This window comes from Streptosporangium sp. DT93 (assembly GCF_049844535.1).
GTDB lineage: Bacteria > Actinomycetota > Actinomycetes > Streptosporangiales > Streptosporangiaceae > Streptosporangium.
The window spans coordinates 40,052-65,062 of sequence record NZ_JBNCLF010000018.1 but is presented as its reverse complement, the minus strand read 5'-3'; the positions used below and the strand labels follow the sequence as shown (position 1 = coordinate 65,062).

Annotated in this window: 23 protein-coding genes and 1 tRNA gene; 9 read left to right on the top strand and 15 right to left on the bottom strand. The window is 71.9% G+C overall.

The annotated features are described in order from the left end of the window. Positions 1–14: 14 nt before the first annotated feature. Positions 15–794, bottom strand: a complete 780-nt coding sequence (locus ACLQ2R_RS31180) for a (Fe-S)-binding protein (RefSeq protein WP_425964662.1) — start codon at positions 792–794, stop codon at positions 15–17. Between the two features lie 69 nt (positions 795–863). Between ACLQ2R_RS31180 and ACLQ2R_RS31175 the strand changes: the two genes are divergently transcribed. Further along, positions 864–1,589, top strand: a complete 726-nt coding sequence (locus ACLQ2R_RS31175; protein WP_425964660.1) for a FadR/GntR family transcriptional regulator — start codon at positions 864–866, stop codon at positions 1,587–1,589. Here the strand turns inward: ACLQ2R_RS31175 and ACLQ2R_RS31170 are convergent. Then, entirely contained in the window at positions 1,548–3,038 is a 1,491-nt protein-coding gene (locus tag ACLQ2R_RS31170; RefSeq protein WP_425964658.1) for a sulfatase family protein, read from the bottom strand. The two genes, ACLQ2R_RS31175 and ACLQ2R_RS31170, sit on opposite strands and share 42 nt — an antisense overlap. A 110-nt stretch (positions 3,039–3,148) precedes the next feature. On the opposite strand from ACLQ2R_RS31170, the gene ACLQ2R_RS31165 reads away from it, so the two are divergent. From ACLQ2R_RS31165 to ACLQ2R_RS31155, 3 genes are all read left to right on the top strand, one after another. Then, positions 3,149–4,168: an LLM class F420-dependent oxidoreductase gene (locus ACLQ2R_RS31165; RefSeq protein ID WP_425964656.1), complete on the top strand. Its 1,020-nt coding sequence runs from the start codon at positions 3,149–3,151 to the stop codon at positions 4,166–4,168. A 239-nt stretch (positions 4,169–4,407) separates the two neighbouring features. Then, positions 4,408–5,058: a response regulator gene (locus ACLQ2R_RS31160; RefSeq protein WP_386241222.1), complete on the top strand. Its 651-nt coding sequence runs from the start codon at positions 4,408–4,410 to the stop codon at positions 5,056–5,058. A gap of 275 nt (positions 5,059–5,333) precedes the next feature. After that, positions 5,334–6,416 (top strand): DUF4328 domain-containing protein, encoded by a 1,083-nt coding sequence (locus ACLQ2R_RS31155; protein ID WP_425964654.1) that lies wholly within the window; start codon positions 5,334–5,336, stop codon positions 6,414–6,416. A 127-nt stretch (positions 6,417–6,543) separates the two neighbouring features. On the opposite strand, the gene ACLQ2R_RS31150 is transcribed toward ACLQ2R_RS31155, so the two are convergent. Then, positions 6,544–6,822, bottom strand: coding sequence for a DUF6504 family protein (locus ACLQ2R_RS31150; protein WP_425964652.1), 279 nt, complete (start codon positions 6,820–6,822; stop codon positions 6,544–6,546). A gap of 336 nt (positions 6,823–7,158) precedes the next feature. Here ACLQ2R_RS31150 and ACLQ2R_RS31145 point away from each other — a divergent pair, with 336 nt between their 5' ends. Beyond that, positions 7,159–9,039: a serine/threonine-protein kinase gene (locus ACLQ2R_RS31145; protein ID WP_425964650.1), complete on the top strand. Its 1,881-nt coding sequence runs from the start codon at positions 7,159–7,161 to the stop codon at positions 9,037–9,039. A 236-nt stretch (positions 9,040–9,275) separates the two neighbouring features. After that, a complete protein-coding gene (locus tag ACLQ2R_RS31140; protein ID WP_425964648.1) occupies positions 9,276–10,235 on the top strand; it encodes a quinone oxidoreductase family protein in 960 nt (319 codons plus the stop codon). A 50-nt stretch (positions 10,236–10,285) separates the two neighbouring features. On the opposite strand, the gene ACLQ2R_RS31135 is transcribed toward ACLQ2R_RS31140, so the two are convergent. The 3 genes from ACLQ2R_RS31135 to ACLQ2R_RS31125 are packed head-to-tail and all read right to left on the bottom strand — an operon-like array spanning position 10,286 to position 13,141. Continuing rightward, positions 10,286–11,449 (bottom strand): PucR family transcriptional regulator, encoded by a 1,164-nt coding sequence (locus ACLQ2R_RS31135; RefSeq protein ID WP_425964647.1) that lies wholly within the window; start codon positions 11,447–11,449, stop codon positions 10,286–10,288. Beyond that, positions 11,449–12,252: an ABC transporter permease subunit gene (locus tag ACLQ2R_RS31130; RefSeq protein WP_425964645.1), complete on the bottom strand. Its 804-nt coding sequence runs from the start codon at positions 12,250–12,252 to the stop codon at positions 11,449–11,451. The genes ACLQ2R_RS31135 and ACLQ2R_RS31130 overlap by 1 nt, the downstream gene beginning before the upstream one ends. Next, entirely contained in the window at positions 12,221–13,141 is a 921-nt protein-coding gene (locus ACLQ2R_RS31125) for an ABC transporter ATP-binding protein (RefSeq protein ID WP_386241247.1), read from the bottom strand. Before ACLQ2R_RS31125 ends, ACLQ2R_RS31130 begins: the two co-directional genes overlap by 32 nt. Before the next feature lie 287 nt (positions 13,142–13,428). On the opposite strand from ACLQ2R_RS31125, the gene ACLQ2R_RS31120 reads away from it, so the two are divergent. Both ACLQ2R_RS31120 and ACLQ2R_RS31115 read left to right on the top strand, forming a co-directional pair. Further along, entirely contained in the window at positions 13,429–14,301 is an 873-nt protein-coding gene (locus ACLQ2R_RS31120) for a patatin-like phospholipase family protein (protein ID WP_425964643.1), read from the top strand. Positions 14,302–14,594: 293 nt separating this feature from the next. Continuing rightward, positions 14,595–15,629, top strand: a complete 1,035-nt coding sequence (locus ACLQ2R_RS31115; protein ID WP_425964642.1) for a 1-acyl-sn-glycerol-3-phosphate acyltransferase — start codon at positions 14,595–14,597, stop codon at positions 15,627–15,629. A 30-nt stretch (positions 15,630–15,659) separates the two neighbouring features. Here ACLQ2R_RS31115 and ACLQ2R_RS31110 read toward each other — a convergent pair whose 3' ends face one another. The 4 genes from ACLQ2R_RS31110 to ACLQ2R_RS31095 all read right to left on the bottom strand — a co-directional run bounded on the left by ACLQ2R_RS31110 (position 15,660) and on the right by ACLQ2R_RS31095 (position 19,472). Further along, positions 15,660–15,878 carry an SHOCT domain-containing protein gene (locus ACLQ2R_RS31110; protein WP_425964641.1) on the bottom strand — a complete coding sequence of 73 codons (219 nt, stop codon included), beginning with the start codon at positions 15,876–15,878 and terminating at the stop codon, positions 15,660–15,662. Between the two features lie 186 nt (positions 15,879–16,064). Further along, positions 16,065–17,576 (bottom strand): cobyric acid synthase, encoded by a 1,512-nt coding sequence (locus ACLQ2R_RS31105; protein WP_425964639.1) that lies wholly within the window; start codon positions 17,574–17,576, stop codon positions 16,065–16,067. Between the two features lie 134 nt (positions 17,577–17,710). Next, complete coding sequence (locus ACLQ2R_RS31100) at positions 17,711–18,613, bottom strand: cobalamin biosynthesis protein (protein ID WP_425964792.1); 903 nt, start codon at positions 18,611–18,613, stop codon at positions 17,711–17,713. Positions 18,614–18,665: 52 nt separating this feature from the next. Beyond that, positions 18,666–19,472 (bottom strand): phosphotransferase, encoded by an 807-nt coding sequence (locus ACLQ2R_RS31095; protein WP_425964637.1) that lies wholly within the window; start codon positions 19,470–19,472, stop codon positions 18,666–18,668. Positions 19,473–19,729: 257 nt separating this feature from the next. Between ACLQ2R_RS31095 and ACLQ2R_RS31090 the strand changes: the two genes are divergently transcribed. Beyond that, positions 19,730–19,803 (top strand) — tRNA-Arg (locus tag ACLQ2R_RS31090). 246 nt (positions 19,804–20,049) lie between these two features. Here the strand turns inward: ACLQ2R_RS31090 and ACLQ2R_RS31085 are convergent. The 5 genes from ACLQ2R_RS31085 to ACLQ2R_RS31065 are packed head-to-tail and all read right to left on the bottom strand — an operon-like array spanning position 20,050 to position 24,944. Beyond that, on the bottom strand, positions 20,050–21,432 hold the full coding sequence (locus ACLQ2R_RS31085) for a tyrosine-type recombinase/integrase (protein WP_425964636.1): 1,383 nt from the start codon (positions 21,430–21,432) through the stop codon (positions 20,050–20,052). Further along, positions 21,429–21,623, bottom strand: coding sequence for a helix-turn-helix transcriptional regulator (locus ACLQ2R_RS31080; RefSeq protein WP_425964635.1), 195 nt, complete (start codon positions 21,621–21,623; stop codon positions 21,429–21,431). The genes ACLQ2R_RS31085 and ACLQ2R_RS31080 overlap by 4 nt, the downstream gene beginning before the upstream one ends. Further along, positions 21,620–23,332: a replication initiator gene (locus tag ACLQ2R_RS31075; protein ID WP_425964633.1), complete on the bottom strand. Its 1,713-nt coding sequence runs from the start codon at positions 23,330–23,332 to the stop codon at positions 21,620–21,622. The genes ACLQ2R_RS31080 and ACLQ2R_RS31075 overlap by 4 nt, the downstream gene beginning before the upstream one ends. Continuing rightward, on the bottom strand, positions 23,329–23,523 hold the full coding sequence (locus ACLQ2R_RS31070) for a hypothetical protein (protein WP_425964632.1): 195 nt from the start codon (positions 23,521–23,523) through the stop codon (positions 23,329–23,331). The genes ACLQ2R_RS31075 and ACLQ2R_RS31070 overlap by 4 nt, the downstream gene beginning before the upstream one ends. Continuing rightward, complete coding sequence (locus tag ACLQ2R_RS31065; protein ID WP_425964631.1) at positions 23,520–24,944, bottom strand: FtsK/SpoIIIE domain-containing protein; 1,425 nt, start codon at positions 24,942–24,944, stop codon at positions 23,520–23,522. The genes ACLQ2R_RS31070 and ACLQ2R_RS31065 overlap by 4 nt, the downstream gene beginning before the upstream one ends. Positions 24,945–25,011 lie beyond the last annotated feature (67 nt).

The following is a 25,011-nucleotide window of genomic DNA, read 5'->3' as shown; positions in this document are numbered from 1 at the left end:
GGCGCCGGGGGCGTTCATCGGTTCACCTCCGTCGCGGCGAGGATCTCGGCGAGGTGCATGGTCCTCACTCCGGTGCGCTGGCGCCGCAGGGTGCCGCCGATGTGCATCAGGCAGGAGTTGTCGGCGGCGCAGAGCACCTCGGCCCCGGTGGTCGTGACGTTGTGCACCTTGTCCGCGCACATGGCCGCGGAGATCGCGGGGTTCTTCACCGCGAAGGTGCCGCCGAACCCGCAGCACTCCTCGGCGCCGGGCAGCGGGACCAGCTCCAGCCCCCTGACCTGTTCGAGCAGCCGCGTCGGCCGGTCGCCCACGCGCAGGCCGCGCAGCGAGTGGCAGGTCGGGTGGTAGGTGACCCGGTGCGGGAAGTAGGCGCCCACGTCGGTGACGCCGAGGACGTCGACGAGGAACTCCGACAGGTCGTACACCTTCGGCGCCGTCTCGGCGACCGCGGCCGCGAACGAGACGGGCCCGCCGGTCGCGGTCCCGCCCCCGGCCGTGATCCCGGCCGCCTCAGGGGTACGGGCCAGCCGGGGGTACTGCTCGCGGACCATCGCCGCGCACGACCCCGAGGGTGCCACGATCGCGTCGTACCCGGCGAAGACCTCCACGAAGTGCCCGGCCAGCCGCCTGCCCTCGTCGGGGTAGCCGGTGTTGACGTGCATCTGGCCGCAGCAGGTCTGTGCCCGGGGGAACTCGACGTCACAGCCGAGGCGGCGCAGCAGCGTGACGACCGCCTGTCCGGTGCCCGGGAACAGCGTGTCGTTCACGCAGGTGATGAAGAGGGCGACGCGCACGGCACTCCTTCCGTTCCATGGTCTGACCACAGTATGGTCTGACCACATTCCCCACAAGACGGAGGCCTGTTGAACGGCTGGCAACCGGTCCGGCGTACCCGGGCCTTCGAGGACGTGATCGCCCAGATCGAGCGGCGCATCGCCGACGACGGTCTCACGGTCGGCGACCGCCTGCCCGGCGAACGGCAGCTCGCCGAGCAGCTGCGGGTGAGCCGTTCCTCGGTACGCGAGGCCATGCGCGTCCTGGAGACGCTGGGGGTGGTGTCGTCGCAGGTGGGCCGGGGTCCGGACGCGGGCGCCTTCCTCATCTCCCGGCCGGCCGGGGCCCTGAGCGACCTGCTCAGGCTGCACCTCGGGCTGGCCAGCCTCTCGCTGGAGGAGGTCGTCGACGCCCGGCTGATGATCGAGCGGTGGTCGGCCTCGCACGCCGCCGTACGCGGCGCCGACCTGTCGGCCCTGACCTCGGCGCTGGAGCGGATGGACGCCACGACGACGGCCGAGGAGTTCGTCGAGCACGACACGGCCTTCCACGTGGCCATCGCCGAGGCCTCGGGGAACAGGCTGACCACCGCCATGATGCTCTCCCTGCGCGACTCGCTGCGCCGGTACGCGATCGAGGCGGTCGAGCGTCTCGGCGACACGGCCGGGCTGACGGCCGACCACCGCCGGATCCACCGGGCGATCGCCGACGGGGACGCGGCGGAGGCGTCGGCCGCCGTGGAGGCGCACCTGCAGCGGGCCTATCCGGGCATCTCACTGCCTCCACGGGGTGATCAGGTGGGGGGTGACGGGTAGCGCGGGCGGCTCGGCCGCGTCGGCCTTCCGGCAGGTGGCGCCCGAGCAGGAGACCAGCGCGTCAAGCTGCCGGTTGAACTCGGCGATCACCGGCAGCGGGGTCCGGGCGACGATGTTGCGGAGCTGGTAGGGGTCGACGGCGAGGTCGTAGAGCTGGTATTCGCCGGTCGAGTAGCGGACGAAGGTGTACCGGCCGGTCCGCATCCCCTGGTAGGCCGGGACCGGCGTCTGGCGGGCCGAGGACGGGTTGACCGGCCGGTTGAACTCCAGCAGCACGTTCCGGCGCCACGACGGCGGCCGCTCGCCCCGCAGCAGCGGGAGCAGCGACCGGCCCTCGACGAAGGCCGGGAGCGTGATCCCGGCCAGGTCGGCGAAGGTCGGGGCCAGGTCCACGTTGGCGGCCAGGTCGCCGACCACGCCACCGGCCCGCACGCCGGGGCCGCGGACCAGCAGCGGGACGCGGATGGACTCGTCGAACGGGGTGGTCTTGCCCAGCGCGATCCGGTGCTGGCCCAGGTGGAACCCGTTATCGGAGGCGAAGAAGATATACGTGTCGTCGAGCTTCCCGGAGACCCTCAGCGACTCCACCAGGGTCCCAACCATGTCGTCCACGCCGAGCATGGCCCGCAGCCGGTTGCGGTACTGCCGGTCGATCCGCCGGACCGTCCCGGCCCCGAACTGCGGGAGCGACCTGAGCCAGAGGGGTTCGGCGGTGACGTCGAACTGGTTGAAGGAGGGTGTTCGGGGGGCGAACGCGGTCGCGAAGGCGGCGGCGTGCCGGGGGGCGTGGTTGGCCGGGTTGTGCGGGGCGACCGGGGCGAGGTAGAGGAAGAACGGGTCGTCGTCCGGCAGGGAGACGAACGAGGCCGCCTTGGCGCTGAGCACGTCGGTCAGGTAGTCCTGCGGGGTGAACCCGTAGGCGCGCGGCGTGCCGTTCTCGTTGAGCGTGTAGCCGTACTCCTCGTACAGCCTGCGTACCGGCACGTCCCACTCGTCCCAGCCGGGAGGCACGTAGGCGGCGCCGGTCGTGCCGCCGGGGTAGTGGTTGAGGTACTTGCCCATCAGGCCGGTCCGGTACCCGGCGGACTTCATCCATGTCCCGATATTGGAGCGTTCCAACCCCGAAAGATGATATTTGGTGAAGCCTCCCTCGGGGGCGGTGTTGGTCAGCACGCCGTGGCTGTGCACGTACTGGGAACGCATGATCGACGACCGCGACGGGCAGCACCAGGAGTTGGACACGAAGAACCGCTCGAACGCGGTACCGCTCCGCCCGAGCAGACCGGCGATATTGGGAAATTTCTGTAGATCTCCCGCTTCCAGGTCGTCGACCAGGATCAGCACGATGTTGGGCCGCCCCGCCGCGTGCGCAACGGCCGGGACCGTTCCCACGGCGGCGAGCGCGAGGAGGGAGATCAGGGAGAGGAGTTTGCGAGCTGCGTTGAGCACAAAGGCACGCTTCCCAGGAGAACCGATATCGACACCTCACACTCGACCGACCAATATAGAACGTGTTCTAATTACGGGGCGCGCCCGGCGCACGTCACGAGGAGGCCCCCGTGAGCACCGACCTGAAGCTCGGCCTGAGCCTCGGCTACTGGCAGCGGAACGCCGACGACGCCACCGAACTCGTCCAGGCCGCCGAGCGGCTGGGATACGAGTCCGTCTGGACGGCAGAAGCCTACGGTAGCGACGCCTTCACCCCCTTGGCCTGGTACGGCGCACGGACGTCCCGCATCAAACTGGGCACGTCCGTAGTGCAGATCTCCGCCAGGACCCCGGTGGCGACGGCGATGACCGCGATGACCCTCGACCATCTCACCGGCGGGCGGCTGCTGCTGGGCATCGGCGCGTCGGGCCCCCAGGTGGTCGAGGGCTGGTACGGCATGCCGTTCCCGAGACCGCTCGCCCGCACCCGCGAGTACGTCGAGATCATGCGCAAGGTCTGGCGCCGCGAGGAGCCGGTGACGAGCGATGGCGAGCACTACCCGCTCCCCTACCCCGGCGGCGCCGGACTGGGCAAGCCGCTGAAGCTGATCACCCATCCGCTGCGGAGCGAGATCCCCCTCTACCTCGGCGCGGAGGGCCCGAAGAACGTCGCGCTCGCCGCCGAGATCGCCGACGGCTGGCTGCCGCTGTTCGTGTTCCCCGAGAAGATCGAGCAGATGTACGGCCCCTCGCTCGCCGGGGCCGCGCCCGGTTTCGACGTCGCCGCCATGGTCCTGGTCTCGATCACCGACGACGTCCGGGCGGCCCTGGACGGCGTCAAGATGATGCTGACCCTCTACATCGGCGGCATGGGCGCCAAGAGCCGCAACTTCCACGCCGACATCATCGGCAGGATGGGCTACGCCGAGGCCGCCGAGGAGATCCAGGCCCTCTACCTGGCCGGCCGCAGGGACGAGGCGTTCCGCGCGATCCCGGACGAGCTCGCCGACGGCATCTCGCTGGTCGGCCCGCCTGGCCGGATCCGCGAACGCCTGGAGCCGTGGCGCAAGAGCCCGGTGAGCAGCCTCATGATCATGGGCCCCCGGGACGAGCCCTCCCTGCGGGCGATCCGGGACCTGGTCCTGGGCTGACCCGGACCGGGTCCCGCGCCGAGTCCCGGACCGCGTCCTGAACCCGGTCCCCGACCGGAGCCTGAACCGGGTCCCGGAGGGCCACCGCCGAGGCGTGCCCGCCGCCCGGCCCGTGCAGCACGTTCGCGAGGCCCGGATCACCGGCCGACGGGGACGAGAGCCGGCCGGACGCGTCGCGCGCGGGCGGATCGGCCGGATGTCCGATCCCGGCCTCGTACGGGACTGGCAGAATCCATCAGGTGACGATTCGGGTGCTCATCGCTGACGACCAGGAACTCGTACGAACCGGGTTCCAGATGATCCTGGACGCCCAGGAGGACATGGAGGTCCTGGCGACGGCGGCCAACGGGGCCGAGGCCGTCGAGCTGGCGCGCAGACTGCGGCCCGACGTGTGCCTGCTGGACATCCGCATGCCCAAGCTGGACGGCCTGGAGGCCACCCGCATCCTGGCGGGGCCGGGGGTGCCGAACCCGATGAAGGTGGTCATCGTCACCACCTTCGACCTGGACGAGTACGTCTACGGGGCGCTGCGGGCCGGCGCGACCGGTTTCCTGCTCAAGGACAGCGGGCCGACGCTGCTCATCGAGGCGATCCGTGCCGCGGCGGCCGGGGACGCGCTGGTCTCGCCGTCGGTCACCGTACGCCTGCTCGCGCACCTGGCCCACCCGCGGAGCGGGACGGGCATGCCTCCCAACGAGCCGCTCACCGAGCGCGAGATGGACGTGGTCCGGCTGGTGGCCAGGGGGCGGACCAACCAGGAGGTCGCCGCCGAGCTCTTCGTCTCCCTCTCCACGGTCAAGACGCATCTCGGGAGTATCCAGGTGAAACTGGGCGCGAGGAACCGGGTCGAGATCGCCGCGTGGGCCTGGGAGTCCGGCACCGTGAACTGAACGGACCCGATGCCTCCGGACCGCCCTGACAAGGTTGGGCGGCCTCAACGGACCGGGGCGGCTCTGACGGATCGGGGGGCTCCCCCGGGAATCCGGGGATCCGGGGATCCGGTGAACGGATGACCTGACCGGAGAGGGCGCGGACCGGATCACGACGTGGGGAACGGGGCCGAAAGGGCCACGCGGGACGGATGGGCCGGACGGGTCCGATTAGCGGAAGTACCTACGGGATAGGAAAGAGGCAGGTCCTCGGCGCATGGCGGGGGGAGATATACATGCGCTCTATCCCATCTCTACAGAAAAGGGCGACCTCGGCCGTCTACCTCGCGCTCACCGCGCTGGTGCTCGCGTCCGCCGCCCTTGCAGTGTTCGAGCAGGCCCGCGGCCGGCGCCTGGTCATGGAGATCTCCCGGCTCGGCGGCGACCCCCAGGCCCCGGGCGCGGAAGCGGTCTTCGGCGCGGTCACGGTCTTCGCCATTCTCATCATCCTCTTCGCCGCGACCGCGATCGCGTGCGCGGTGGCGTACCTGAACTGGCTGATCCGCGCCCGCCGGTACGCCGACCGGCCCGCGGTGGTCCCGGTGGTGGTGAGCTGGTTCGTGCCGGTGGTCAACCTCTTCGCCCCCGCGCTGCTGGTCGACCGGCTGTGGTGGGCCTCGCACCCGCCGCCGGACCGCCGGGAGCGCTGGGTCGCGCTGGTCGCCGCGTGGTGGCTGAGCTGGCTGGTCGCCCTCACGCTGGTGCTGGTACGGCTCTGGCCGGGTGCCTCCCGTGACGGGACGAGCCTCACCGGCTTCGGGGTGCTCGAACTGGCCGCGGTCGCGGTCGCCGCGCTGCTCTGCGGGGAGACCGTCCGGCAGATCAGCGCCGTCCAGGCCACGGGCGCCCGGCACCGCCGCCAGGAGACGACGGGACATCGTCTCTCCCCGCCCCCGGTGAAGGCGGCCACGTACCTCGCCTCGGACCCGCTTCCCCAGGACTCCCCCGCCGTCTCCGCGCCGGCCGTCTCCGCGCCGACGGCCCGGGAGACGACTTCGGAGGTGACGCCCCCGAGGGTGACGACCTCGGAGGTGACGAACCGGGACGTGGTGGCGCCGCAGGCGGTCCGGGAGACGACCGACTCGGATCAGGCCACGGAACGCCCCCCGGAATGGGCTCCTGACCGGCTTCAGGAGTGGACCTCCGACCGAGCCTCCGATCGGGCCTCGGACCGGGCCTCGGACCGGACCGCGGAGTGGGCTCCGGAGCACGTCCCGGAGCACGTCCCTGAGCGGGCCGAGGAGCAGGCGGCGTCGCGGGCCGAGGAGCGGTCGGCCCAGCGGGAACGTCCCCAGGAGGTCCACCCCGCCGGCCAGTGAACCGCCCGGCGGCCCACCGGCGGTGACCGGACCGGCGGCCGGTGAACACCCGGCCGGTCGACACCGGCCGATCGACGCCCGTCCGGGTCGGCGCCGCCCGGTGAACGCCCGGCCGGGTGGTGGACGATCAGGGCGGGGAGTCGTCCCAGGCCCGTACCAGCAGCCAGTCCGCCCCGGCGGTGTCGAATCTGAGCTCGTAGGTGCCGGCCCGCCCGCCTGTCGCGGCCTCGGCCCGCCAGAAGCGGCGCTCTCCCGGGTCGCTCTCGGAGATCTTCCACCACTCGCGCGCGACCACCCAGTGGTCGAGGACCCGATGGACGGTGTAGAGGCGGTCACGCCAGACGAACTGGACGGGCCGCCCCTCACGGGTCCACACCTCGACAGGGTCACCGTAGAGTCTGCTCACAACGATTCTTCTCCCCGCGGCTTTCGAGCGAGCACCCGGGGGAAGGCGGGCCTGGAGTATCGAACATACGTTCTCACGCCGCCAGGTGCAAGCCCCCGATCACCGGCGAACGCGGCGACGTCCGCCGCGCCACGGACACCGAGGGGCACGCCACTCCCGCGACGGCACCGCCCCGGCCCGGCGTACGGGCGGGCGGGCGGTGAGCTCCCGCCGCGTGCGCGGCCGTGAGGACGACCTGGAAAAAGTGGACCTAGCCGCTGTTGCGACTCCTGATGGGTGACAAGGGGTCGGTAGGCTGATCCCCTCATGTGACGGCGTATGCGGTTAGGTACAAGGGTGAACAACCTCAGTCCCGACGAACCCCTGCAGATCGGCCGGTACCGCGTGCTCGGCAGGCTGGGCCGAGGCGGGATGGGCACGGTCTACCTCGGCACGTCCCCCGACGGGCAACAGGTCGCCATCAAGGTCATCAATCCGGAGTACAGCCAGCACGAGCGGTTCAGGATGCGCTTCCGGCGCGAGGCCGACGCCGCGCAGCGCGTCCGCCGGTTCTGCACGGCCGCGGTCATCGAGGCGGCGCTCGACGGCGACCAGCTCTACGTGGTCACCGAGTACGTCACCGGCCCCAACCTGGAGGAGGCCGTCGACTCCGGCGGTCCGCTGCGCGGCTCCAGCCTGGACGCGCTGGCCGTCGGGGTGGCGACCGCGCTGACCGCCATCCACGGCGCCGGGGTGGTGCACCGCGACCTCAAGCCGTCCAACGTGCTGCTCTCCCCCGTCGGCCCGCGCGTGATCGACTTCGGTATCGCCCGCGCGCTGGACACGCTCAGCGGGATGACCGGGACCGGCGAGATCCTGGGCACCCCCCGCTACATGGCGCCCGAGGTGCTGCGCGGCGAGCCGGTATCGGCCGCCTGCGACGTGTTCTCGTGGGGATGCCTGATGGTCTTCGCCGCGAGCGGGCGGGCGCCTTTCGGCGGCGAGGCGCTGCCCGCGGTGCTCTACCAGGTGCTCAACACCGAGCCCTCCCTGGAGGGCATGGAACCCACGCTGCGCGGGATCGTCGGCCACGCCCTGGCCAAGGACCCGCGACGCCGGCCCACGTCCCAGCAGCTCCTCGACCACCTGGTCGGCCGTGACGCCGAACCCGAGCAGGCCGCCCGTTCGGTGCGGACCTCCTGGCAGGGTCCGGCACGGGAGGGCGGCCCCTGGGGCGGCCCCGCGGGCCCGCAGCCTGGCGGGCCCGGCCCGGCCGGTACGGCTCCGACCGGCGCCTTCCACGGGCCGGGTCCGGCCCCGGCGTTCGCCTGGTCCGGCCAGACCGTCTCCGGCGCGCCGCCGACCGCGCCCGACGCCTCGTACCGGGGACCGGACGCCTCCCACCGGGGGCCCGGCCACACGCTGCTGGGCGGCGGGCCGGACGGTCCCGGAGCCGTCCCGCGCGGATCGTCCGCCGGACGGCGCAAGCTGGTCGTCGGGGCGGTCGTGGCGGCCCTGGTGGTGGCCGGTGGCGCGATCGGCCTGCGTGTCGCGCTCTCCCCCGCGGGCCCGCCCGACAACCTGGCCCTGCTCTACCAGGACGACTTCACCCAGAGCGGCACCGGCTGGAGCGGCGGCGCCTACGATCCGACGATCAACGCCTACGGGTACTCCTCCTACGGGTACTACGCCATCGACGTGAACGGCCAGTCCGCCTTCAAGCGCGAGGAGGCCCCGATCCCCTTCGTGCCCGCGCCGCCCGCCACCCCCGACCCCACGGCCACCCCCACGCCGGTGACGCCGAGCCGGATCCTGGTCGGCGCCGACGTCGCGGTCCGCACCGGCAGCACGGGCCTGGGCGAGTACGGGCTGTTCTGCCGTGGCGCGGACGACAACAGGGCGACCCGGTACGAGTTCCTGCTGGACACCGCGGGGAACGCCCGGATCCGCAAGGTCGTCAAGACCGCCGGGGGCGAGCTCACCAAACCGGTCAAGGTCGAACTGGTCAAGGACAAGGCCTCCCGGCTCTCGGCCGAGTGCACCGGGGTCGACGGGGGCGTGCAGCTCACCATGTGGGTCGGCGACGAGCGGGTCCAGAGCTACCTGGACAGCAACAGCCCGCTGCCCAGCGGGCTGATCGGCGTGATCGCCCGGGTGGGCGAGAACAGCAACGCCGTGCTCAAGGTCGCCGTCGACAACTTCACCCTGCGCGGCCCCGCCACCACCGGGCAACCCTGACCCGGGAGCCCTTCTCAGGGACATCGCGGAGGGCACCTGCCGGGAGACCGACGCCCCGCGGCGGACATCCCGGCGGGTCCCGCTGCGGGTCCCGGCACCGTGCGATCCCGCTCCGGGGCACCGGGTGGTCCCGCTCCGAGCACCGGGTGGTTTCGCTCCGGGGCACCGGGTGGCGAGTGATCCGCACGGTGCCGGGGAGGATGGACGGACCCGACCCACAGAAGGAGTTCAGCACCATGCGCGCCATAGTCGTCTCGGCCACCGGCGGACCCGAGGTCCTCACCTGCACCGACCATCCCGACCCCGAGCCGGACCCGGGCGACGTGCTGGTGGACGTCGCCGCGGCGGGGGTGAACTTCATCGACGTCTACCACCGGATGGGACGCTACCCGCTCGCGCTTCCCTTCGTCCCCGGCGAGGAGGGGGCGGGCATCGTCGCCGCGGTCGGCGAGGACGTCCGCGACTTCGCCGTCGGCGACGCCGTGGCCTGGGCGAGCGTGCCGCGCAGTTACGCCTCCAGGATCGCGGTGCCCGCCTCCAAGCTGCTCGCCGTGCCCGACGGGGTGGCGCCCGAGATCGCGGCGGCCGTCACCCTCCAGGGGCTGACCGCGCACTACCTGACGCACTCCACGTACGAGGTGAAGGCCGGTGACGACGTGCTGGTGCACGCCGCCGCCGGTGGCATGGGACTGCTGCTCACCCAGATCGCCAAGCTGCGCGGCGCCCGGGTGATCGGCACGGTCTCCACCGAGGAGAAGGAGACGCTGGCCCGCCAGGCGGGCGCCGACGAGGTGCTGCGCTACGGGAGCTTCTCCGAGGCGGTCCGCGAGCTGACCGGTTCCGGCGTGCACGTCGTCTACGACGGCGTGGGCGCGGCCACCTTCGACCAGAGCATCGCCTCGCTGCGCCCGCGCGGCATGATGGCGCTGTACGGCCAGGCCAGCGGCCCGGTCCCGCCCGTCGACCCGCAGGTCCTGGCCAGGAACGGCTCTCTCTTCCTGACGCGTCCCACGCTGACCCACCACGTCGCCACCCGGGACGAGCTCACCTGGCGGGCCTCGGACCTCTACGGGTGGGTGGCCTCAGGGCAGTTGCGGGTACACGTCTCCGAGCGCTACCCGCTGGAGGAGGCCGCCCGCGCCCACGAGGACCTGGAGGCCCGCCGTACGACCGGAAAGGTGCTCCTGATCCCCTGATCCTCAGGCGGGCGGGCCGGTCCAGCGGCTCAGTGGGTGGACGGGCCGGTTCAGGAGGTCAGCGGGTGGGCGGGCCAGTCCAGGAGGCGGGCGCCCAGGACCGCCGTCTCCAGGGTGAACCGCTGGGTGGAGTCGTCCGGCGAGAAGCCCGTGAGACGGCGGATCCGCTCCAGCCGGTAGGTGACGGCCCGGGTGCTGACGCCGAGCCTGCGGGCGGCGGCGGTCTGGTTGCCCTGGGAGGCGAAGACGGCCTCCAGGGTGTCCAGCAGCGGCCCGGGGCCGCCGCGCGCCTCCAGCAGCGGGCTGAGCACCGTCGTCACCAGGTCCTCGATGGCCGCCCTGTCGCGGAGCAGCACCGGGAAGACCAGCAGGTCGGCGGCCTTGAGCACGGGGGCGCGCAGCCCCAGCCGGTCACCGAGCCCGATGGCGCCGGCCCCCTCCCGGTAGGAGGTGACCACCCCGCCAGGCCCCCGGTGCGGCCGTCCGAGCCCGACCCGCCAGCCGGGCGCGAACGCCTGGCGCACGTGGTGGGTGAACTCGCCGGTCGCGACGGTGAGGCTCCCCGGCGCTACGCACACGAGCATCCCCTCCCGGACCGCGACCAGGACGTTGTGCGAGCCGAACCTGGCGATCAGCGCCTCCTCGATCCGCCTGGCCGTCCCCTCGGGAACACCGGGAAGCCCAGGAGGTCCGGGAGAGCCAGGAGACCCGGGAGACCCGGGGGAATCGACGCCCCCGGAAACGCGCGCCGCTGCCGGACCGCCCGCCTCCTCCGGACCGCTCCCGAGACCCCCTCCGGGACCGCTCGCGAGGCCGTCCCCGGCGGCCGGGCGGGCCACGGCCACCACGTAGGTCTCGGCCAGGCGCAGGCCGAAGTGCTCGGCCCGCTCGGCGAGCCGGTCGGCGCGCCCCTGGAGCAGGTCGTCGACGAACTCCCGGCGCGCGTCGTCCTCGCGGCGCAGCGCCGACCGCTGGGCGTTCTCGTACCCCTCCATCAGGGCGGAGATCGTCCGCCGCAGGGCAGGGAGGGGGACGGGGGTCACCGACTCGGCCCCGGCCAGCGCGGCCTCGACCAGGGCGCGCACGCTCAGGCCCCGTTCGGCGGCCAGCGTCCCGGTGGCGCGGCAGTCGTCGAGCTCGGCCCGGCCGGGGGGCCTGCCGGTGGCGGCCGCCTCCCGTAACACCCGGAGGTGGCCGCCGAGCAGCTCGTCCATCAGACTCCCACGTCACGCCTGTCGAAGGCCGGTATCGCGACCAGCACCAGCACCGCGGTCGCCGCCGCCAGCACGAGATACTCCCAGACGGGGAACCCGAGCTGGATCGGCCGTCCGTCGAGGTAGTAGTGGAACGGCGAGATCCAGCGCAGCCAGGAGACCGCGTCCACGTCCTTGCCCATGGTCTCGACCACGTACCCGGCCACGGCGACCACGCCGACCACCGCCAGGGCGACCCCCGGGCGCCTCGTCGCCGCGCCCACCGTCAGGCAGAGCGTGCCGAAGAAGAGGGCGAGCAGGAAGACCCCGGTGTGACCGGCCAGGATCCTGCCCGCGGGGACCCCCAGGCCGACGGCCGCCGACAGGGCCAGCACGATCACGAGGGTGACCGCGGCCACGCCGAGCAGGGACAGCGCCAGCGCCGCGAAGCGCTCCAGGAGCAGCCGCCGCCGGGTGATCGGCAGGGTGAGGGTGAGCTCCAGGGTGCCCGCCTCCTCGGGCCGGGCGATCGCCCGGTTGCCGAGCACCGCGGCGCACATGATGAACAGCAGCGGCCCGAACAGCTGGTAGACCAGCGCCTGCAGGAAGCCGGAACCGCTGGTGAAGCCACCCGCCAGGCCCCCCATCAGGTCGCGCATCGCCGGGGGGAACTTCTTGAGCGCGGCGGCGCCGTACAGGTCGGGGTTGCTCGCGATGTTCGGGTAGAACGACAGGTACAGCCCGAAGAACGCGCCGATCCCCACGGTCCAGCCGATCAGCGCCCTGCGGTGGTCACGCAGGCTCTTCGACGTCAGCGCGGGCATGGCGCGCCTCCTCTCCGCTGTAGTACGTCAGGAAGATCTCCTCAAGGTCGGGCTCGGCGCTGACCATGTGCACGACCGTGAACCTGGCCGCCGCCTTCACCAGCGCGTCCGGGCGCCCGTCGATCGTGCAGCGCACCCCGGCGCCCTCCACCCGCAGGTCCCGTACGCCGGGCAGGTCCTCGAACGCCTCGCGCGGCACCGGCGCGTCGAAGTGGAACTCCACCCGCCGCACCGCCTTCTCACGGAGCGCGGCGACCTCCTCCACCGCGACCAGCCTGCCCGAGCGCACGATGCCGACCCGGTCGGAGACGTGCTCGACCTCGGCCAGCACGTGGGAGGACATCAGCACGGTACGGCCGGAGGCGCGCACCTCGCGGACCATCGACAGGAACTCCTGCTGCACCAGCGGGTCCAGGCCGCTGGTCGGCTCGTCCAGGATCAGGAACTCCGGTTCGTGCATGAACGCCTGGATGAGGCCGATCTTCTGCCGGTTGCCCTTGGAGAGCTTGCCCATCGGCGCCGACAGGTCGGCCTCCAGCCGTTCGGCCAGCCCCCTGATCCGCCCCTCGGGGACGCCGCCGCGCACCGCGCCGAGGAAGGCGAGATACCTCTCGGCGCTCTCCCTGCCCTCCAGGGCCAGTTCGCCGGGCAGGTAGCCGATCCTGCTCCGCACGGCCGCGTCCCGCGGATCCGCTCCCAGGACCGTCATCCGCCCCCTGGTGGGACGGATGACGTCCAGGAGCAGCCGGATCGTGGTCGTCTTTCCCGCGCCGTTCGGGCCGAGATACCCGAACACCTCCCCGGGCCGGATCTCCAGGTCGAGATCCTCAAGTCCCCGGCGTCCGCCGTAGAACTTGGTGAGCCCCTCGGTCTCCACCACCGCTGTCATGCCTTCGATCGTGCCGGTCCGGCGCGGGCGGGGCCATGGCCGGATCCCGACAGTTGGCCGCCCCTTCACTGCGCGGATCCGGAACCCTCGTCGCGTACGGAGTGCGCGGCCCGGCCCCGGAGGGACATCGCCGGTGCGGGGCGGGTGCGGGGCGGGGTCGGGCGTGCCCTGCCCTCCGGCCCCGGACCCGGACCGCGGGCGCGGTGGTCCCCGGCGCCGTCTAGGGTGATGCCCACACCGGATCGCGCGGCGCCGTGCCGCGTTTCCTCCACCCCCAAGGAGAACCGATGAGCGTGGACACCGCCTTCGTCCTGGGTGGCGGAGGCGTCATGGGCGCCCACGAGGTGGGCATGCTGCGGGCGCTCGACGAGGCGGGCATCAAGCCGGACGTGATCGTCGGCACCTCCGTGGGCGCGCTGAACGGCGTCGTGGTGGCCGCCGCCCCCGGCGACGCGGTCGCGCGCCTGACCACCCTGTGGAGCTCGGAGATCGTCCGTACCGCGTTCGCGGGCTCGTGGGTGACGCGGCTTTCCACCCTCGCCAGGAGCGGGACCCACCTGCACTCCGCCGAACCCCTGCGCGGCCTGCTGGCCCGGACGCTCCCGGTCTCGCGCATCGAGGACCTGGCCGTGCCGTTCCAGTGCGTGGCCGCCTGCGTCGAGCGCGCCGCGGCGCACTGGTTCACCGAGGGGCCCGTGGTCGAGGCGGTCCTGGCCTCCTGCGCCGTTCCCGGCCTGCTGCCGCCGATCCGCATCGGCGACGACCACTTCCTCGACGGCGGGCTGGTGCACAGCATCCCGATCGGCCGTGCCGTCGCCCTCGGCGCGCGCCGGGTCTACGTCCTGCACGTGGGCCGGATCGAGCGTCCCCTGACGGTGCCGAAGCGGCCGTGGGAGGTCGGCATGACCGCCTTCGAGATCGCCCGGCGGCACCGCTTCACCGAGGAGATGGCCACCCTGCCGGGCGACATCGAGGTTCACGTGCTGCCCTCGGGGGGCGAGTCACGCCCGGGACTGGACCTCTCCCAACTGCGTTATCGGGATTTATCGCATATATCTGAATACATCGAACGGGCGTACCGGGCCTCGGCCGACTACCTGGCCCAGCAGGCGTCCACCGGGAGCCGATCGGACCCGCCCGGGCCCGTCGGCACCCCCTGAACCACCCACCCACGTCCGGCCGCCCGATCACCGCTCCACCACCCGGCCACCGCTTCACCGCTTCATCGCCCGGCCACCGCTTCACCGCTTCATCGCCCGGCCACCGCTTCACCGCTTCATCGCCCTACCGACCGGCCACCGCTTCATCGCTTCCTCGCTCCACGGACCGGCCGCCGCCTCACCGACCAGCCATTGCTTCATCGCCCTACCGACCGGCCACCGCCTTACCGCCCGAACACCGCTCGTGAGGAACCCAAGACCACACCGCACCCCCGCACCGGCAGGAGCCGCTCGTGCTGCCTCCTCGCATCATCCGCCGCCTGGTCCTCGCCCCGCTGATCGTCGTGCTCGCGGTCGGCGCGGTGATCACGCTCCCGATCTGGCTGCTGGTGGTGACCGCGGCCTCGCTCAGGCTGCCACCCCCGCAGCGGCGCGGCACCCGGCTCGTCTGGTTCGCGGTGGCCTGGCTGACGCTGGAGTCGATGCTGCTGTGCGCCTGCCTGGGCCTGTGGGTGGCCAACGGGTTCGGCGCCCGCCTCAACCGGGACGAGTACCAGGAACGCCACTACGAGCTGATCCGGTGGTTCCTGGCCAAGATCTACGAGGCCGCCGTACGGATCTTCCGCCTGAGCGTCGAGGTCGACGAGCCGGTACCGACCGCCGACGAGCTCTCCCGGCGCCTGACCCGCCCCGTCATCGTGCTGTCGCGCCATGCCGGCCCGGGTGACTCGTTCCTGCTCATCCATCACCTCCTCACCGGCTACGACAGGCGCCCGAGGATCGTGATGAAGGCGGCCCTGCAGTTCGACCCCTCGCTGGACGTGGTGATCAACCGCCTGCCGAACGCCTTCGTCCCCGACAGGGTCGCCGAGAGCGGCATCCTCGACGAGATCCGCCGCCTGTCCTCCGACATGGACGCCGACGACGCCCTGGTGATCTTCCCCGAGGGGGGCAACTTCACCCCGAAACGCCGCTGGCGGGCCATCCTGCGGCTGGAACAGAAGGGCCTGGCCGCCGAGGCGGCCCGGGCCCGGCGGCTGGAGCACCTGATGGCCCCCCGCCCCAACGGGGCCATCGCCGCGATCGAGGCGTGCCCGCAGGCGGACGTGGTCTTCGTCGCGCACACCGGCCTCGACGACCTGATCACCCTCGGCGACATCTGGCACCGTCTCCCGGTCAGCACCGCGATCAAGGCCAAGTGGTGGCGCGTCCAGGCGGCCGACGTGCCCCGCGACCGGGAGGAGCAGATCCGCTGGCTCTTCGACCACTGGGACGAGATCGACGCCTGGATCGCCGAGAACCGCCCGGCCCCGGCCCCCACGCTCTGACCCCGGCCGCCGTGCCCGGGTCTCGAAGGCCTACCAGTCCTGGGACAGGCCCGACATGCGGCGGAGGTACTCGTCCTCGTCGATCTCCCCGGCCGCGTAGCGGCGCTTGAGGATCGCCCTCGGGTCGTCGGCGGCGGGTTCACGCGCCGCGGACGCGCGGGCCGCGGAGGCGCGCATCAGCAGGACCACCCCGAAGACCACCGCGGCGATCACGGCGATGACGAAGAGCACCATAATGAAGCGGCCCATCGGCGACCTCCCCTGTCACCCCCGCCGAGACCGGCGAGGGCACTGACGACTTTACCCGCAGAAAGCACCGGCTCTCCTTCGACGCCGGAGAGAACCCGCTCACCCGGGAAGTCCGCTCACCCTCGACCAGGGAACCCGCTCACCCACCACCGGAGAAGTCGCTCACCCACCCCCCTGGAGGTCCGTTCAGCCGCCGCCCGAGAAGTCCGGGGCCCGGCGCCCGGCCCCGCCCGGCGGCAGCGTCGGAAGCCCCGCCGGCGCTCCGCCCTCCAGCAGCCGGAGCAGGGCACCGGTGTCGACGTTCCGCTCGATCAGGTCCCCGAGCGCGTCCAGTCTCTCCTCGCGCAGCGCGGCGAACGACACGTCCGGCGCCGGGACGAAGTCCCGCCCGGAGACCGCGGCCACGTCGGCGAGGAACGCCCGGCGGAAGCCGTCGTTCTCCAGGGCGCCGTGCCAGGTCGTCCCCCACACCGAGCCGCTCCGGCAGCCGTCCAGGAACGGCTCGCCGCCGTCGGCCGTCACCGTGCCGTGGTGGATCTCGTACGCCTCGACCCGGTGGCCGTACGCGGAGCCGACCGGGCGGCCCAGCGTCTTGTCCCGGGCGAACTCCACCGTCGCGGGCAGCAGCCCCAGCCCCTCGACCGCACCGGCGCCGGACTCGACGTCGTCGCGGACGGTCCTGGCGAGCATCTGGTAGCCGCCGCAGATCCCCAGCACCGCCCGCCCCGGCAGGGCGTCCGCCAGGCCGGTGGCGCGCAGCCAGGCCAGGTCCGAGACCGTGGCCCGGGAGCCGGGCAGCACCACCAGGTCGGCGTCCTCCAGCTCGCCGGGCGAGGTCACGAAGCGGACCGTCACCCCCGGCTCGGCCGCCAGCGCGTCCACGTCGGTGAAGTTGGAGATCCTCGGCAGCCGTACCACCGCCACCCGCAGGGTCTGCCGGCCCTGCGGGGCCCGCGTCCCGATCGCGGGCCGGTTCTCCAGCGCCAGCGAGTCCTCGACGTCCAGCCAGAGGCCGTCCAGCCAGGGCAGCACCCCGTACACCGGGCGGCCGGTCAGGTCCCGGATCATGTCCAGGCCGGGCGCGAGAAGCTCGGGCGCCCCGCGGAACTTGTTGACCACGAACCCGGCGATCAGCGCCTGGTCGGCGGGCTCCAGCAGCGCCACCGTCCCGTACAGCGAGGCGAAGACCCCTCCGCGGTCGATGTCGCCGACCACGATCACCGGCAGGTTCGCGGCGCGGGCCAGGCCCATGTTCGCGATGTCCCCCCTGCGCAGGTTGATCTCCGCCGGGCTGCCCGCGCCCTCGCAGACCACCACGTCGTACGCGCCGCGCAATCGCTCCAGCGCCTCCACCGCGACCTGGCGGAGCCGCTCCTTGACGTCCCAGTACTCCATGGCGTCGACCTCGGCCATCGGCCTGCCCATGACCACGACCTGACTGCGCCGGTCGCTGCCCGGCTTGAGCAGGATCGGGTTCATGTCCGCGGCGGGCTCCAGCCCGCACGCGGCGGCCTGCATCGCCTGCGCCCTGCCGATCTCCGCTCCGTCGGCGGTGACGAACGAGTTCAGCGACATGTTCTGCGCCTTGTAGGGCGCGACCCGCACGCCCTGGCGGGCCAGCCAGCGGCAGATCCCGGCGGTGACGACACTCTTGCCCGCGTCGGAGGTGGTCCCGGCGACCAGCAGCGCCCCCTTCACGCCACGGCTCCGGCCCCGGTACGGCGGATCGGAACGGGACGGATCGGGGCCGCGGGGGGTCCTCCGGTGAAGTCGACCATCATGGCGACCAGCATGCCGGTCCGGGTCACCTCACCACCCACCTGCCCCCGCGTCTACCGGCGCCGCAGCAGGGTCGCGACCGCCAGGGCCGCGGCCCCCAGCCCCACCGCGCGCGCCAGCCGCACGGACCGGCGGATGTCGGCGACCTCGGGTGCGGGCCCGTCGCCCATCTCCGGCCGGTGCTCCACGCGGGTGCCGTACACGTTCACCCCGCCCAGCGTGCGGTCCAGCGCGCCCGCGAAGGCCGCCTCGCAGCGGCCCGCGTTGGGGCTGGGGTGGCGGTGGCCGTCCCTGCGCAGCACCGCCGCCGCCCGCCGCACCGACCCTCCCGCCAGGGGGGCGGCGAGCGCGGCGAGCAGTCCGGTGATCCGGGCGGGCACGAGGTTGGCCACGTCGTCGAGACGGGCCGCGGCCCAGCCGAAACGCTCGTAGCGCGCGTTCCGGTGGCCGACCATCGCGTCCAGCGTGTTGACCGCCCGGTACGCCAGCAGGCCGGGCACCCCGGCCACCGCCCCCCAGAACAGCGGCGCCACGACCGCGTCGGAGGTGTTCTCCGCGATCGACTCGACGGTGGCCCTGGCCAGTCCCGCCGCCTCCAGCCCGGACGGGTCGCGACCGCACAGGTGCGGCAGCCTCCCCCGCGCCCCGGCCAGATCGCCGTCCTCCAGGAAGGAGGCCATCGCCGTGCCCTCCCGGCCCAGCGTGGTGCCGCCGATGACGGCCCAGGTCGCGGCCGCGCTCAGCGCGGCCCGCACCACCGGGTCGCGCGGCCTGGTCGCGGCGAGGCCGAGCAGCGCCACCGGGACGACGCACGCGGCCACGTGCGCCACGCCCCGCAGGCGGTCGTCGCCGTACAGCCGACGCTCCACCCCGGCGGCGGCGGTGCCGAACAGCGCGACCGGGTGCCCGCGCCGGGGATCGGCGAGCACCGCGTCGATCGCGACACCGGCGAGCATCCCCAGCCCTTCGGCCCTGCCGGGCCCGCGCCGGCGCCCGTCCCTCGATCCCCTAGACCAGATGCTCATGAAGCTCATCCTGGTGGCTCTCCAGCCACGCGCAGGCCCGCCGGATGCGCTCACCAGCCCCGCCCGCCCACATCCGCGCCCACCCGCCACGCGCGGAGTCGCCCTCGGCCTTGGCCCGCATCGCGTGGTAGGAGCGGTCGAAGCGCAGCCGGGCGAGATCCAGCAGGCGGCGCCGGTCACGGGCCGACAGGCCGTACGCGTCGCAGAACAGCCGGAGCCTCGGGCCGATCTCCAGCTCGCGCTGGAGCGGCTCCAGGTCCACCGGATCGGCGATCGGCGCCCAGTGCCGCAGCGTGGTCACCACGTCGAACAGCCTGGTCGTCGGCCTGGCCATGTCGAAGTCGATCAATGCCACCGGGAGCCCGTCACGGAAGATCACGTTGTCGAGGTTGACGTCGCAGTGCCCGACCAGGGCCGGGACCGCGTCGTCGTTGGACCCCGCCTCCCAGCGCGCCCCCTCCGGCGGGACGAACCCCTCGGCCGCGTCGTGGAAGCGCCGCAGCAACCGCGCCAGCGCTGCCAGCGCCTCACCGGTGAGCGCGTACGCGGGCAGCGGCCTGGCCGCGGACACGCCCTCGACGTAGCTCAGCACCTCCCGGCCCAGCTCGTCCACCCTCAGCGCCCGGGGAGCACCCTCGAACCCGGACCGCTCCAGGTGACGCAGCAGCGCGTGCACCGACTCCGTGGAGGCCCTGCGCGGCCGGCGTACGGTGTCCCCGACGCGCACCACGCCCTCGGTGACATCACCCCCCAGGAGGGGGATCTCCTCGTGGACCGTGACGGCGAACATGGCATACGAGCGTAGACCGGTCCGTCCCCGCACGGGAATGATTCGGGCAGACCGCCTCGGCCCGACGGGACATCCGGAAGCCGGTGGCGCCCCGTCCCGCGTCCCGGAAGGCCTCCGCGTCACGGCCGGCACCCCGTCCCCACCAGGTGGAGGGAAGGCCACCCGCCGGGAGATGACGCAATCATGGGGTGACCTTCGCGACACAGGCGAGAAACCGATACGTGGGCACTCCCCGGATCATGCACAATTGAGCGGGAGCACCCTTAGCTCAGCTGGATAGAGCATCGGACTTCTAATCCGACGGTCGCAGGTTCGAATCCTGCAGGGTGCGCTGCCGGGACCAGGTCATCCACACGCTGACCTGGTCTTTTGCTTGTACGCGGCCCGAACCCGTCATGCAGCCGCAGGTAGGCGAAAGCAGCCGTATGCCACCGGTCGCGGAACATACGCGGAATACGGGAGGCCGCGTCTTCCCAGGTGAGCCCGGGGTTTCCGGAGCTCTGCGGAGCGATTCCGGGGCTGAAACGACGAAGGACCCCGAGGGGTCCCGGGGTCCTTCCATGGAGCATGATCCGTGTCACGTGACGAGCGCGGCCAGGATGCGCTGGTTCGCCACCTCGCGCTGGCCGTCGATGCACTTGGCGTAGACCCTGAGCATCACGTCCACCCCGTGCCCGGCCCTCTCCGCGGCTTCCGGCGCGTGTACCCCGGCGTTGAGCCACAGGGAGACCGCCGCGTGCCGCAGGTCGTACGGCCTGCCCGCCAGGGGTGAGGCCACCTGATCGGGAGTGAAGGCGTACGTCCGAGCCTCCTTCCAGACCTTGGCGTACGCCGATCCGGAGATCAGCCCACCCGTACGGGTCCGGAAGAGCCGGCCATCGGCGGCGACGCCGTGACGGTCGATGTGATCACGCAGGATGGCCACCAGCTCCGGCGGGATCGGCACCGGCCGCGTCTCTTTCTCGCCCCGGTGCTTGAGACCGCGCTCATCATGGGTCTCCCCCGAGTCGGTGAACCGCTTGTTGCTCTGCGGCTTGGTCCTCTCCAGGGTGAGCAGCCCCCAGCCGGACGCCGGAAGGTGACAGTCCTTCTTGCGGAGTCCTGCCGCCTCCCCCGGGCGCAGACCACCGAAGTACATGCAGGCGAAGAGCGCCGCGAGCATCTGCCCCCGCGACCGGCCCACGTAGGTCACCGCGGTCAGCAGCTCACGAGCCTGAGCCGGGTTGACCACCGAACGCCGATCGATCTCACCACCAGACTTCGCCTTGCGGAGCTTGACCCTGTGCAGCGGGTTCGCCGGAAGCTCCCCCAACTCCACGGCGTACTCCAGCACGTGATGGAAGACCGCCCGCTTGCGACGGTAGGTCGAGGTGGCCGCCGCCTTGCCGTTCAGCATCAGCGCCAGGGACTCCAGGGCCGCCCGCGTGTGCTTAGCCTCCTCCAGAGCGCTCAGGGGCAGCGAGGCCGCCTCCAGCCATCGCACCGCGCGAGCGATCTCCGGCGAGGGGACCGGGCGACGGTCCTCCGGAAGGAAGGAGAACTCTCGCAACGCCCGCCGGATGGTCTCAGCATCGGGTCGGCCCGGAAGGTCGTTCATCAGCACAGCGGTGACGTTGGCCAGCGCATCGGTCATGCCCTCCCGGGACTTGGCCGCCGCGTGAGGCCACCAGGCGTGCACGTAGGCCACGGCGAAGCCGTACCAGGTGCGCGCGTCCTTCGCCTCAACCATCGACGCCGGCAGACCGCTCGACAGATCGAAAGCCTCACCGTTCTTCGCCGCCTGCCGCAGCTGCGACAGGAAGCTCTCGGCCAGTCCCTTGGTCTTGAAGGTCGCGGACTTCTCTCGGTTGCCCACGGTCCAGCGAACGGTGTGCGAAACGATGCGCGGCTTCTTGCCCTGCCCCTGGGGTTTCGTGTTGGTGCGGACGCCCCAGAACTTGACCTTGTACGAGGTGCTCACGCCGCCTCCCGCAGGGTCTCAAGCCAGGCGGTGAAGTCGCTGCGGTAGATGCGGATCTCGCCGTTCGGGAGCTTGAGGCCCTGCGGAGCGTGGCCGGTCTCTCGCCAGCGGTAGAAGGTGCGCCGGGACACCCCGCCGAGTTCGTCGAGGACTTCCGGAACGGTCATGAGCTGGTCGCGGTTCTTGCTCACGCTGCCTCCCGAGTCTCGATTGCCGAAAGATCTCCGATGGGTCGTCCGTCTGCTCTGGCTTGAAGTTCGATCAGGCGTGCGCGGGTGCGTCGACGGTTGGCGACCTCGCGCAGCAGCCGTTTGGCCAGTGGCGTTCGATTGGGGTCTTTGGAGGAGATCGGCCGCCAGACGTAGCGGTGGGGGTCGGTCACGGTGTCGTCGGGCAGGCCGAGCATGTCGAGCACCCAGGCCCGACGATCCTGCTTGTGTTCGCGCAGGGTTTTGTTGGACCACTTGCGTGAGACCAGGACGCGCCGTCCGGCGTAGCCGAGGTGTTCGGCCTTGTGCGCCTTGCCCTTGCAGCGGCCCGGCAGCATGCCGGCTTTGGCGCCCTTGGGCTGGATGCCGTAGCGCAGCCAGTTCGCACAGGTGGGTGAGCAGGGCTCGTAGCGCAGCGCTTCGACCATGCGAGTGACGTGGTCACGGCGGGCGTGGTCGCCGACGTCCTTGGCATCGAGGGGATCACCGAGGTTCTTGGTCAGGTACTTCGACAGGTAGATGAGGCACTGGTCGGCATCGGGCGATCCGGCCAGGACACCCTGAACATCGGCTTGAGGACCGAAGCGGACCACGTGCAGCGGTTCGGCCGTCTCGTCGACGTCGAGCTGGTCGAGTGCCTGGTCCCAGGTGGGCAGGAGTTCGCCGGTGGCCGGGTCGAGGTAGTCACCGCTCTGCCCGTCCGGGTAGGGCTCGGCGCGTTCGGCCCGGGGCGCCCAGATGGGCAGGTGGTCGCCGTCGAAGCGGACTTCGTCGACCGATGGCCACCAGACCTGGTGGTAGGTAGCGGCGGCGATGGCTTTGACCTCCGCGCGGGGCATGGTGCCGCGGATGGCCATGTGCAGGTGCGGGGCGAGGCGTTTTTGGGGTTCGACGGAGGCGAAGTACTGCACGTCGTAGCCGGCCACCCGGCGAAGGTTCTGCACGAAGCGATCGACGAGCTTGGAGAAGTGCAGGGCGTCGCGGGCCGCGCGAGCGTAGTCGTAGGTGGCCGGGTCGACCGGGACGCCGTTGCGCACGCGCCCGTAGGAGGGAAGTGTCAAGGTGACGAACAGCGAGGGCCGATAGACCTTGCCATCGGAGGCGATGAACGTCCGCCCGAGGGTGGTGTCCTGCTTGGCCCGCTTGGGCAGGTCGGGGGCGTCCTGTCGGCGTCTGGTCGAGCGGGAGCGCTTGGGGATTGATCGGCCGCCCAGGATGTTGCCGCGCATCCCGGCGGCATTGATCTCGGCGTCGATGCCCGCGATGGCCTCGTCCCAGTCGAGGGTGTCTTCCCCGTTGCGCTCGGCCTCGTCCCGCTTGGCCTGTACGTCGGCCCGGAACTCGATCAGCCATTTCTGGTCGTCGGTGGAGGGGTGGGGGTCGGCGACGGGCTCGGCCTCCAGATGCCAGCCCTCACGGCACTGAGCCTTACGTAGTTGCTTGTTGCGCATGGCGCACGGCGGGCACTTGGCTTCCTGGGTGGCACCGCAGGGGATGTTGAACGACTCGACCGTGCCGGTGTGGGTGTCCAGGCGCCGCAGTTCGATCGGGCGTATGCACACGCCGTGGAGCTTGGCGACCTCCACCGCGACGTCCAGGGCGACGGGCAGGGTGTCACGGACGAGACGGGGAAGGGTGCGGTCGGAGCCGTCCGGGGAAGGGGCGGATGGGGAAGTGGGGGTGTCGGTCACATGTCCTCCTCTCGGGCGAGCACGTCGGCGGTGAAGCGGTAAGCAGCGCTGTAGGGGTCACGACGTAGCCGGATGTTGACCAGGTCGGAGAGCACCAGCTCAAACCGTGGCGGGGAGTCAGACAGGGTGCCCAGGAGGCGGAAGGGGATCGTGTCGATCTCGGCGAGGGTGCCCTGAATGATGATCTTCACTGGGTTGCCTCCTCGGCGAAGTCGGCGACCATGGCGCGGATGTCGGCGTCGGAGACGTAGCCGGCACGGGCACGGATCGACTCGGGTGAGGTCTCCAGGCGGACGTAGCCGATGCCCGCGCCCTGCTCGGGAACCGGAGAGATGTGATCGGCCAGCGCCCCGCGATCCCGAGCGCCGTCGCCGAGGACTATGTCCACCTGTTCGGATTCATCCAGTCGGAGCGCGATCTTGTCGGGGAACAGGTTGCGGACGTTCATGACCTCCTTGCGGGGGTCCTGGAGCGCGGCCATCACGCCGAACCCGACCGCGCGGCCCTGGGTGGTCAGCGTGGCCAGTGCGGCGGAGATGCGGAGCTTGAGGCCCTTGTCGGACTGGTAGGCGGTCAGGAACGCCACCTCGTCGACCACTACCAGGACGAACGGGTCATCAACGGTTGGGATGTGGGAGCGCTGGAGTCCGGCGAACCGGTCGGCCCGCTCCTGCATGACCTTCACCGCCGCTTCCAGCAGATCGGAGCAGTCGGCCGGGTTCGCGGCGTAGCGGTCGCCGAACAGGTCACGTCCGAAGGACAGTTCCATCCGCTTGGGGTCCAGCGCCCAGACCTGGACCAGGCCCGCCCGTACCGCGGGCAGGAGTCCGCGAATGGTGGACCAGATGACCGAGCCCTTGCCCGCTCCGGTGGCGCCAGCCACCAGGACGTGAGTGCCGTGAACCTTGAGCCGCCACGGAGTGCCGTCCTCGCACCGGCCGATCTCCACCGGCCCGACCGATGCCGTCTCAGGGATCGGTAGCGCTGGCAAGGGCGTGGCCAGCGGGTCACGCCGGGGGAAGGCCAGCAGCAGGCGCCCCGACCGAGCGACCGTGACCCGGCAGGAGGTGGCGCCGAAGCCGTGCGCGAGGTGGTCGATGCGGTCGGTCCAGTCCTTGACCGACTGTCCGCTGATCATTTTCACCGTGACCAGGTCGGCCCACGAGGTGCAGGTGACGTGGACGATGTGAGGCAGGTAGTCCCGGCCGCGCAGGTTCCGGCCGAGTCCGGAGATGATCATCACCGGTTGCCAGTGACGGCGGTAGACCCACACCAGGCGCCAGAAGGCCAGCAGTCGCCAGCCGATCCAGCGGTTGAAGGAGGACCGGTCGAAGAACGGCCACGGTGCCAGCAGGGACACGGCGGCGATGACGACGACCAGGGCGAGGCGCCAGCCGTACACGATGGTGAGCGTGACCGGGACAGCGGCCAGGGCCAAGGCCATGGGGTGGCGCCAGATGAGCCGGGTGATTGCGGTCAGCAGGCGCCACAGGAAGATGGTGATGGTGAGGATGGCCGGGGTGCGCACCACGGCCGGCCGGAACACTACGGCGGTGTCGGGGGTGGTGGTGACGAGGGTGCGTGCTTCGTCGCCGGGCAGTTTTTTGAACATTAGGCTTGGGTCCTCTCTTGATTCACTGTCTGGGGAGATCGAGGGGCCGCCGGAATGCCAGTTCTGG

Coding starts and splice junctions, on each gene's coding strand:
- ACLQ2R_RS31155 (WP_425964654.1), top strand. CDS start 5,334: ATGCGCTCTATCCCATCTCTACAGAAAAGGGCGACCTCGGCCGTCTAC.
- ACLQ2R_RS31140 (WP_425964648.1), top strand. CDS start 9,276: ATGCGCGCCATAGTCGTCTCGGCCACCGGCGGACCCGAGGTCCTCACC.
- ACLQ2R_RS31135 (WP_425964647.1), bottom strand. CDS start 11,449: ATGGACGAGCTGCTCGGCGGCCACCTCCGGGTGTTACGGGAGGCGGCC.
- ACLQ2R_RS31130 (WP_425964645.1), bottom strand. CDS start 12,252: ATGCCCGCGCTGACGTCGAAGAGCCTGCGTGACCACCGCAGGGCGCTG.
- ACLQ2R_RS31125 (WP_386241247.1), bottom strand. CDS start 13,141: ATGACAGCGGTGGTGGAGACCGAGGGGCTCACCAAGTTCTACGGCGGA.
- ACLQ2R_RS31120 (WP_425964643.1), top strand. CDS start 13,429: ATGAGCGTGGACACCGCCTTCGTCCTGGGTGGCGGAGGCGTCATGGGC.
- ACLQ2R_RS31110 (WP_425964641.1), bottom strand. CDS start 15,878: ATGGGCCGCTTCATTATGGTGCTCTTCGTCATCGCCGTGATCGCCGCG.
- ACLQ2R_RS31100 (WP_425964792.1), bottom strand. CDS start 18,613: ATGCTCGCCGGTGTCGCGATCGACGCGGTGCTCGCCGATCCCCGGCGC.
- ACLQ2R_RS31095 (WP_425964637.1), bottom strand. CDS start 19,472: ATGTTCGCCGTCACGGTCCACGAGGAGATCCCCCTCCTGGGGGGTGAT.
- ACLQ2R_RS31065 (WP_425964631.1), bottom strand. CDS start 24,944: ATGTTCAAAAAACTGCCCGGCGACGAAGCACGCACCCTCGTCACCACC.